Origin of the sequence: Streptomyces sp. H39-S7, from assembly GCF_027158205.1 — a bacterium.
Taxonomy (GTDB): domain Bacteria; phylum Actinomycetota; class Actinomycetes; order Streptomycetales; family Streptomycetaceae; genus Actinacidiphila.
The window spans coordinates 1-560 of the sequence record NZ_JAPVLU010000146.1; the positions used below are offsets into that span (position 1 = coordinate 1).

Consider the following 560-nt stretch of genomic DNA (forward strand, 5'->3'; position numbering starts at 1 on the left):
AGCACCGGTTCGGCCGCTCGGTCCCGACGTTCACGGACCGTTCAAGCGCGCTGCGGGCGCTCGGCTTCGAGCCGGTGCCGGGCGCTGAGTGGACGTGGACCGAGGACAGCGAGACCCCCGACAACCCGGCCTCCCCGGCCGTGCTGATCGCCGCGATCCGGGTCCGTTCATGGCCGGGGGTGGGCGCGTGAACGCCGTTCAGATCCGTTCAGCGGAACGCGCCCTGTCGGCCGGCACGTGGCTGATCGTGGCGGGCGCGATGCTCTACTCGATCTTGACTGTCACCCCGCTGGCAGCCGGGCACACACCCGCCCGGTGGGCGTGGACCGCACCCATCCTTCCTCTCGTGGTGGATGCCGCCGTGGTCATCGTGGTCCGGCTGGACGCGGTGATCGCACGGCTCGGGGGCAACGGCGGACCGTGGCCCATCGTCCTGCGGTGGATGACCGGCTGCATGACCCTCGCGCTCAACGTCGCCGACTCGGCGTTGAACAACGACCTGGTGGGCGTGGCTGTGCACGCGGTCGCGCCGCTGCTGCTGATCGTCACGGCCGAGACCG

1 protein-coding gene and 1 pseudogene are annotated in these 560 nt (G+C 71.2%); both read left to right on the forward strand.

Features of this window, described 5'->3' with window-relative positions; translation table 11 throughout:
* Window positions 1-191 (forward strand): DUF6303 family protein (locus tag O3X23_RS43900; protein WP_269281023.1); only part of this gene is annotated, 191 nt, incomplete at its 5' end.
* Window positions 188-560: pseudogene (locus tag O3X23_RS43905) on the forward strand (DUF2637 domain-containing protein); the annotation flags it as partial. The gene O3X23_RS43900 and the pseudogene O3X23_RS43905, both read left to right, overlap by 4 nt.